The organism is Pseudomonas sp. XP2, from assembly GCF_053557975.1.
The window spans coordinates 158,268-165,860 of the sequence record NZ_JBNRIK010000007.1 but is presented as its reverse complement, the minus strand read 5'-3'; the positions used below and the strand labels follow the sequence as shown (position 1 = coordinate 165,860).

At 63.4% G+C, this 7,593-nt stretch carries 5 protein-coding genes, 1 other RNA gene and 1 pseudogene; 2 read left to right on the top strand and 5 right to left on the bottom strand.

Annotated elements, in window-relative coordinates; translation table 11 throughout:
- Window positions 1-91: 91 nt before the first annotated feature.
- The 3 genes from recR to dnaX all read right to left on the bottom strand — a co-directional run bounded on the left by recR (window position 92) and on the right by dnaX (window position 3,351).
- Window positions 92-694, bottom strand: coding sequence for a recombination mediator RecR (recR, locus tag ACK1VC_RS10830; RefSeq protein ID WP_003254304.1), 603 nt, complete (start codon window positions 692-694; stop codon window positions 92-94).
- 187 nt (window positions 695-881) lie between these two features.
- Entirely contained in the window at window positions 882-1,217 is a 336-nt protein-coding gene (locus ACK1VC_RS10825; RefSeq protein ID WP_016488349.1) for a YbaB/EbfC family nucleoid-associated protein, read from the bottom strand.
- A gap of 64 nt (window positions 1,218-1,281) precedes the next feature.
- Window positions 1,282-3,351 (bottom strand): DNA polymerase III subunit gamma/tau, encoded by a 2,070-nt coding sequence (gene dnaX / locus ACK1VC_RS10820; RefSeq protein ID WP_016488350.1) that lies wholly within the window; start codon window positions 3,349-3,351, stop codon window positions 1,282-1,284.
- Window positions 3,352-3,475: 124 nt separating this feature from the next.
- On the opposite strand from dnaX, the gene ACK1VC_RS10815 reads away from it, so the two are divergent.
- Together ACK1VC_RS10815 and ACK1VC_RS10810 are read left to right on the top strand one after the other, a co-directional pair.
- Window positions 3,476-4,243 carry a substrate-binding periplasmic protein gene (locus ACK1VC_RS10815; RefSeq protein WP_024717672.1) on the top strand — a complete coding sequence of 256 codons (768 nt, stop codon included), beginning with the start codon at window positions 3,476-3,478 and terminating at the stop codon, window positions 4,241-4,243.
- A gap of 208 nt (window positions 4,244-4,451) precedes the next feature.
- Window positions 4,452-4,775 (top strand): annotated as a pseudogene (locus ACK1VC_RS10810) (MerR family DNA-binding protein); the annotation flags it as partial.
- 28 nt (window positions 4,776-4,803) lie between these two features.
- On the opposite strand, the gene ffs reads toward ACK1VC_RS10810, so the two are convergent.
- Together ffs and ligA are read right to left on the bottom strand one after the other, a co-directional pair.
- Window positions 4,804-4,900: signal recognition particle sRNA small type (gene ffs / locus ACK1VC_RS10805), an RNA gene on the bottom strand.
- Between the two features lie 293 nt (window positions 4,901-5,193).
- Window positions 5,194-7,524 (bottom strand): NAD-dependent DNA ligase LigA, encoded by a 2,331-nt coding sequence (gene ligA, locus ACK1VC_RS10800; protein WP_095116919.1) that lies wholly within the window; start codon window positions 7,522-7,524, stop codon window positions 5,194-5,196.
- Window positions 7,525-7,593 lie beyond the last annotated feature (69 nt).

The window sequence follows — 7,593 nt, the reverse complement described above, 5'->3', positions numbered from 1 at the left end:
GCCCGCTCCCACAAAGTGAAGCATCGCTATATCCCTGTGGGAGCGGGCTTGTCCCGCGAATGGGCCGCAAAGCGGCCCCAGCATTTTTGAATCAGAGCGAAATTGGCCGGCGCCCTGCAAAGGCATGGGCCAAGGTGCCGCCATCCACCATCTCCAGCTCGCCGCCCAGCGGTACACCATGGGCAATGCGAGACGCCACCAACCCCTTCTCGCTCAACAATTGCGCGATATAATGCGCCGTCGCCTCCCCCTCCACCGTCGGGTTGGTCGCCAGAATCACCTCGGTGAAGGTGCCCTGCTCCTCGATGCGTGCCATAAGCTGCGGAATGCCAATGGCCTCCGGGCCCAGGCCATCCAGCGGCGACAGGTGCCCCTTGAGCACAAAGTAGCGGCCACGGTAGCCCGTCTGCTCCACCGCATACACATCGGTCGGCCCCTCCACCACGCACAGCTGGGTGTCGTCGCGGCGCGGGTCGGCGCACTGCGGGCACAGTTCCTGCTCGGTGAGGGTGCGACACTGGCGGCAATGCCCTACCCCTTCCATGGCCTGGGTCAAGGCCTGAGCCAGTCGCAGCCCGCCACTGCGGTCGCGCTCCAGCAATTGCAGGGCCATGCGCTGTGCGGTCTTCTGGCCAACGCCTGGCAGGATGCGCAGGCCGTCGATCAGTTGGCGGATAAGGGGGCTGAAGCTCATGGGAATGGCCTGACAAATCAATAAGAGGCGGTTTATACCCAGCGGGGGCGGCGGCGTCAAATAAGGTCACCCCAAGCCTACCCGGCCTGCTGTTGCTATCACATAAAAAGCAGACCGCGCCTGGGTTGAAATCGCTCAAAAAAAACCGCCGCTGATATCAGCGGCGGTTTTCGGTATCGCAATGCGCTTAGAACGGCATCTTGAAGCCCGGCGGCAGTTGCATGCCGGCGGTCATGCCGCCCATCTTTTCCTGGCTGCTTTGCTCGATCTTGCGCACGGCATCGTTCAGCGCGGCGGCGATCAGGTCTTCCAGCACTTCCTTGTCGTCCTCGTCGGTCGACATCAGGCTTTGGTCGATGCTGACGCGCTTGACGTCGTGACGCCCCGTCATCACCACGCTCACCAGGCCACCGCCGGACTGGCCGGTGACTTCGGCGTTGGCCAGCTCTTCCTGCATTTTCTGCATCTTTTCCTGCATCTGCTGGGCCTGCTTCATCAGGCCGGCCATGCCACCTTTCATCATGGGGGTATACCTCGATTGGGTCATGTGATGCGGCTCGGCGCAGGGCCAGCCGCATGGTTATCCGTTACTGGCCCTGTTTGGCCAGGGCCTCTACAGGCTCAATAGTATCCTGCCGCACCTTGGCACCGAACAACTTGATCATCTGCTGGATCAACGGATCCTGTTCGATAGAGGTGACCGCGTCCTGCTGGCGCTCTGCACGCTTGCGCGATGCCGCCTGGGCCGGGGTTTCCTGCTCAGGCAGGATCAGCTCGATACGCAGGTTCAGGGTGCGCCCCAGGTGCTGGTTGAGCGCCTCGTTCAGGCGACGCTGCTGGGTCGTGTTGAACAGTGCGCCTTGGCCAGGGTCCAGGTGCAGCAGCCAGTCGTCGCCATCGGCGGCAATCAGCGTACAGTTTGCCGCGATGTTGCCTGTCATCCCGGACACAGGCAACTGTGGGAATAATTCCAGCCATTGCAGGGCCAGCCCGGTGGCCGGTTTAGCTGCTGGCAGCGGCTCGGCAGCCGGCTTCGATACCTCTTCCTGCACATGTTCGGCCAACTCGTCCAGATAGCTGAAACCGACCGGGTCGCTTTCACCGCTGTAATAGTCTTCGTCCAGCGGCGGCTCATCATCGCGATCCATGCCTACGGCAGCGTAGGCGGAGGGGTCGAAAGGCGGCTCGTCGCTTGCCGCTGTGGGCTGTGGCGCCGGTGCAGGGGCAACAGGCTCGGGCGCAGGTGCGGGCACAGGTTCAGCCGCCACCGGCGCAGGTGCAACTGCCGGCTCTTCCCACGGCAGGTCGACCACCTCCGCGACAGGCTCAGGTACCGAAATGGCCTCGATCTCGGCCTGCAGCTCGGCGTCTGGCTCGGCCTCCGGCTCATGGTCGGCTGTCGCAGGTGCAGGCACCTCCAGCTGTGGGGCCGCCGCCGCGGGTTCTGCCGGCGCGGCCGCAACAGGCGATGAAGGCCCGGCCAAGGCCGAGGCTGCCACCGGCGCTGCAGGATCAGCTGTGGCTTGGCTGATCCCCACTGGCTTTAGCACCGGTCTCGGCGCGTCGTCGGTATCAGCCGGGCGGAACGCCAACATGCGCAGCAGGACCATCTCGAAACCACCACGCGGGTCCGGCGCCAACGGCAGGTCTCGGCGGCCGATCAGGCCCATCTGGTAATAGAACTGCACGTCCTCGGCCGGCAATGCCGAAGCCAGCGCCAGTACTCGGTCGCGGTCACCCTGGCCGTTGTCCACGGCCTCTGGCAGCGCCTGAGCAATGGCCACACGGTGCAGCACGTTAAGCATTTCGGCCAGCACGCCCGCCCAGTCCGGGCCCTGCTCGGCCAAGCTGCGCACGGCCTCCAGCAATGCCCGGGCATCGCCTTCGAGCAACGCCTGCAACACGCCGTAGACCTGGCCGTGATCCAGGCTGCCAAGCATGGCCCGCACATCAGCGGCCAGCACCTTGCCTTCGCCAAAGGCGATGGCCTGGTCGGTGAGGCTCATGGCGTCACGCATCGAGCCATCGGCCGCGCGGCCCAGCAGCCACAGGGCATCCGGCTCGAACGGCACGTTCTCGGCAGCCAGTACGTGGCTGAGGTGTTCAACCACCCGCTCCGGGCTCATGTTCTTCAGCGAGAACTGCAGGCAGCGCGACAGGATGGTGGCCGGCAGCTTCTGCGGGTCGGTGGTGGCGAGGATGAATTTGACGTAGGGCGGCGGCTCTTCCAGCGTCTTGAGCAAGGCGTTGAACGAGTGGGTCGACAGCATGTGCACTTCGTCGATCAGGTAGACCTTGAAGCGCCCACGGCTTGGGGCGTACTGCACGTTGTCCAGCAGCTCGCGGGTGTCCTCGACCTTGGTGCGGCTGGCGGCGTCGATCTCGATCAGGTCGACGAAACGGCCTTCGTCGATTTCACGGCACACCGAACAGGTGCCACAGGGCGTGGAGGTGATGCCGGTTTCGCAGTTCAGGCACTTGGCGATAATACGGGCGATGGTCGTCTTGCCCACGCCCCGGGTACCGGTGAACAGGTAGGCGTGGTGCAGGCGCTGATTGTCCAAGGCATTGATCAAGGCCTTCAGCACATGGGCCTGGCCGACCATTTCGCGGAACGAGCGCGGACGCCATTTACGTGCAAGAACCTGATAACTCATCGAAAAACCATCGTAGCCTGATAGAGCGGAAGATCGCTAATGCTAGCGGAGCGGGGGCAAAATTGCACCCTGCGCGCGTCGTCTAAGCTTTGAGGCAGGCGCGCTGTTCAGGGAGGATACGCCTTTGCGAAGATTGCTGGCCCTGCTGTTGCTCTGGACCACCCACAGCCTGGCTGAACAGCCGGCACTGCGCTTCTCCGTAGCGGAGAGCTGGGGCATGCCGCTGGTACGCATCGAAGGCGATCAGCCAGTGGAGGGATTGCTTTACGACCTGATGCAGGCCATGGCCAAGGAAGTGGGGGCTCGCCCCAAGTACCACGTCATGGCCCGCCTGCGCCTGGAGGAGGCCATGAGCAGCGGCGACATAGATGTGCGTTGCTACGTCAGTACCCGATGGCTCAATGACCGGCCGGGGGATTTTGTGTGGAGTATCCCGCTGATTCACCAGCGCGACGTGCTGGTTGGCCGCGCCAGCGACGACACCCCGATGCTCTTGGAGCAGCTGCCACCCCAGGCTATCGGCACGGTGCTGGGCTACACCTATTCAACCCTGCAACCGCTGCTGGACAAGGGCCAGCTGCACCGTGAGGACAGCCGCAGCCAGTTGCTGGTGCTGCAAAAGCTGCAGGCCGGGCGGTATCGGCATGCGGTGAGCAACCAGTTGTCGTTGCAGTGGTTCAACCAGGGGTTGCCAGCTGAACAGCAATTGCAGGCGCTGGCGGTGCTGGAAGAACAGGATTTGGGGTGCATGGTGCGCAACGATCCGGCGATACCGACACAAGCGCTGTTGCGGGCGCTGGTAAGAATGAAGCAGTCGGGTGAGATCGAGCGGATTGTGCAGCGGTATGGGGGAGCGGGCGACCCGGACAATATGTCTGTGGCCCGCCCCTGAAATGCCCAGCAAAATGCCGGCACAACTTACTGCCCTGCTCAATTTGTGAAAGCTTGTGCAAACCCTGTGGGAGCGGGCATGCCCGCGAACACCGGCATAGCCGGTGCCATCCACCGAGTAATGTTCTTCGCAGGCATGCCCGCTCCCACAAAGTTCTTAAAAGTGCGCACTCTGATCGGGTGTTCGCTGTAATCGGGGCATCTGGCGCGGCCAGCGGCGGCAGTTTGCGGCTGATGTGGCAGACCGGCTGGCACTGATCGCCCTGGGGCAGGCTGCGGGGTTTTCGCTGGATGAAGTAGGGGCGATGCTGGTGGACCTGCAGGTCGACCGGCAGATGCTGATCGCCAAGGCGGACGAGCTGGATGCGCGAATCAGGCGGTTGCAAGCGATGAGCAAGGGATTGCAGCATGCGGCGCAGTACCCGAAGGAGGATCATCTGGCATGCCCGAAATTCCAGCGGCTGATGAAGCTGTCGGCGGCCGGAGCATTGGGCGGAAAGCAGGCAAGAAGGAAGGCGTTCGTTGCAGACTGAGGTTTTCCGACCCCAGAAATGGAGGCGGCCCCACCAGCCACACCCCGGCACTCGATGTTCCCGCTATGGCTGCTCCCTTCCGGGCCTGACCAGGTTAACGGGTAATCAATGCGGGGGGACCGATGGGGCCACCACTACATGCCTCGCTGAGCAGCGAGTGGCGCCATTGTACCGGTCTTGAGGGCAGATACAACCTCTGAGGTAGAAAAAGTCATCATTTCTCAATGACTTGTCAGGCGCATGGGCGCTGAACTGGCGCGCAAACCTGTGGGAGCGGGCGCGCCCGCGAAGAAGGCGCCGCAGTGGATGGCACCGGCTTTGCCGGTGATCGCCGGCAAGCCAGCTCCTACAGGGACCGTACAAGCTTCTGAATCTGGGTATCGAGCCAGAATGTTGGGGTCGGGGATAGCGCAGGGCTTCAGATAGCGATGCCCTGTTCGGCCAGGAATGTGACAAAGGCATCTTCGTCCAGCACCTTAACGCCCAGCTCAGCGGCCTTGGCCAGCTTGGACCCTGCCCCCGGCCCTGCCACCACGCAGTGGGTCTTGCCAGACACCGAGCCGGCCACCTTGGCCCCCAGGCTTTCCAGCTTGTCTTTGGCGATGTCGCGGCTCATGCGCTCCAGCGTACCGGTCAGCACCCAGGTCTGCCCGGCCAGCGGCAAGCCTTCGGCTACCTTCTTCTCGCTGCTCCAATGCATGCCGAACGCCAGCAACTGGGCTTCGATGTCCCGCGCCAGCTTCTGATTCGCTTCATCCTTGAAGAACTCACGCACTGCGTCAGCCTGCTTGGCCGCCAGGGCTTGGCGCAGGTCGATGCCGTCGGCGGCGATGATCTTGTCCAGGCTGTCGAGCCTGGCCACCAGCTTCTCGGCACCGGTCGGGCCAACGGAGGGGATGTCGAGCTTGGCGATCATCCCGGCCAAGGTGGTGCTGGCAGCAAATTCGGCAGCCAGTTCGCCCTCGTCCTGTATTTTCATGCCGCTGGCCAGAAGCTGTTCAATGACTTTCTGGTTGTGCTCGTCTTCGAAGAAGTTGTGGATTTCGTAGGCCACCTCCAGGCCGATATCCGGCAGGTAGGTCAGCACTTGTGGCAACGCCTGCTGCACACGGGCCAGGCTGCCCAGCGAGCGGGCCAGTACCTTGGCGGTTTCTTCGCCCACGTCGGGAATGCCCAGGGCATAGATGAAGCGCGCCAGGCTCGGGCGCTTGCTGGCTTCGATGGCATCGAGCAACTTCTTGCTGGAGACCTCGGCAAAGCCTTCAAGCCCGACAACCTGCTCGAACTCCAGTTTGTACAGGTCAGCTGGCGAGCCGATCAGGCCTTCATCCACCAATTGCTCGACGCTCTTCTCGCCCAGGCCGTCGATGTCCATGGCACGGCGGGACACGTAGTGAATGATCGCCTGTTTGAGCTGGGCGCCACAGGCCAAGCGACCCACACAGCGGTACACCGCGCCTTCGCTGGTGGTTGCCTTGCCTTTGCTGCGTTTGACCAGCTGGGTACGCTCGACCTGCGAACCACAGACCGGGCACACGCTCGGCACTTCTACCGGGCGGGCATCTTCCGGGCGGCGCTCCAGCACGACTTGCATCACCTGCGGGATCACATCACCGGCACGGCGGATGATTACCGTGTCGCCGATGCGCAGGCCCAGGCGGGCGATTTCGTCCATGTTGTGCAAGGTGGCATTGGACACGGTCACACCAGCAACCTTGACCGGTTTCAGGCGCGCCACAGGCGTTACTGCCCCTGTACGGCCAACCTGGAACTCGACGTCCAGCACCTCGGTCAGCTCTTCCATGGCCGGGAACTTGTGGGCGATCGCCCAGCGTGGCTCGCGGGCACGGAAGCCCAGCTCGCGCTGGGCGGCCAGGCTGTTGACCTTGAACACCACGCCATCGATTTCATAGGGCAGGCTGTTGCGCCGTTCGCCGATATCGCGGTAGTAGGCCAGGCACTCATCGATGCCTGCCGCGTGCTTGAGCTCGCGACTGATCGGCAGGCCCCAGGCCTTGAGCTGCTCGAGGGTGCCGATGTGGCTGTCGGCGATGCTCTCGGACACCTGGCCAACGCCATAGCAGCAGAACTCCAGCGGGCGGCTGGCGGTAATCTTTGAATCCAGCTGACGCAGGCTGCCGGCAGCGGCGTTGCGCGGGTTGGCGAAGGTCTTGCCGCCGGCTTCGGCCTGGGCGGCATTGAGCCGGTCGAAACCGGCCTTGCTCATGTACACCTCACCGCGCACTTCCAGCACCGCTGGCCAGCCTTCGCCCTGCAGTTTGAGCGGGATGTTACGCACGGTGCGCACGTTGGCGCTGATATCCTCGCCAGTGGTGCCGTCACCACGGGTGGCGCCCTGCACCAGCTGACCGTCGCGATACAGCAGGCTCACCGCCAGGCCGTCGAGCTTGGGTTCGCAGCTGAAGTCGACCGCACCGGGCTGGTCGAGGCCGTCTACCACGCGGCGGCCGAACTCACGCAGGTCGGTTTCTTCGAAAGCGTTGCCCAGGCTGAGCATGGGCACTTCATGGCGCACTTGGCTGAATGCGGACAACGCCTGGCCGCCGACGCGCTGGGTGGGCGAATCAGGGGTTACCAGGTGGGGGTGTTCAGCCTCAAGCGCCTTGAGCTCGTTGAACAGGCGGTCGTATTCGGCATCGGGCACACTGGGCTCGTCGAGCACGTAGTAGCGGTAGTTGTGCTGGTCGAGTTCGGCACGCAGTTCGTGGATACGGGTTTCGGCGGTCATTTTCAGGGTCTCTTGCAAAGCAAAAAGAGCAGCCTGGGGTGGTGTCTGGGGCCTGGATTGGTAATTGCC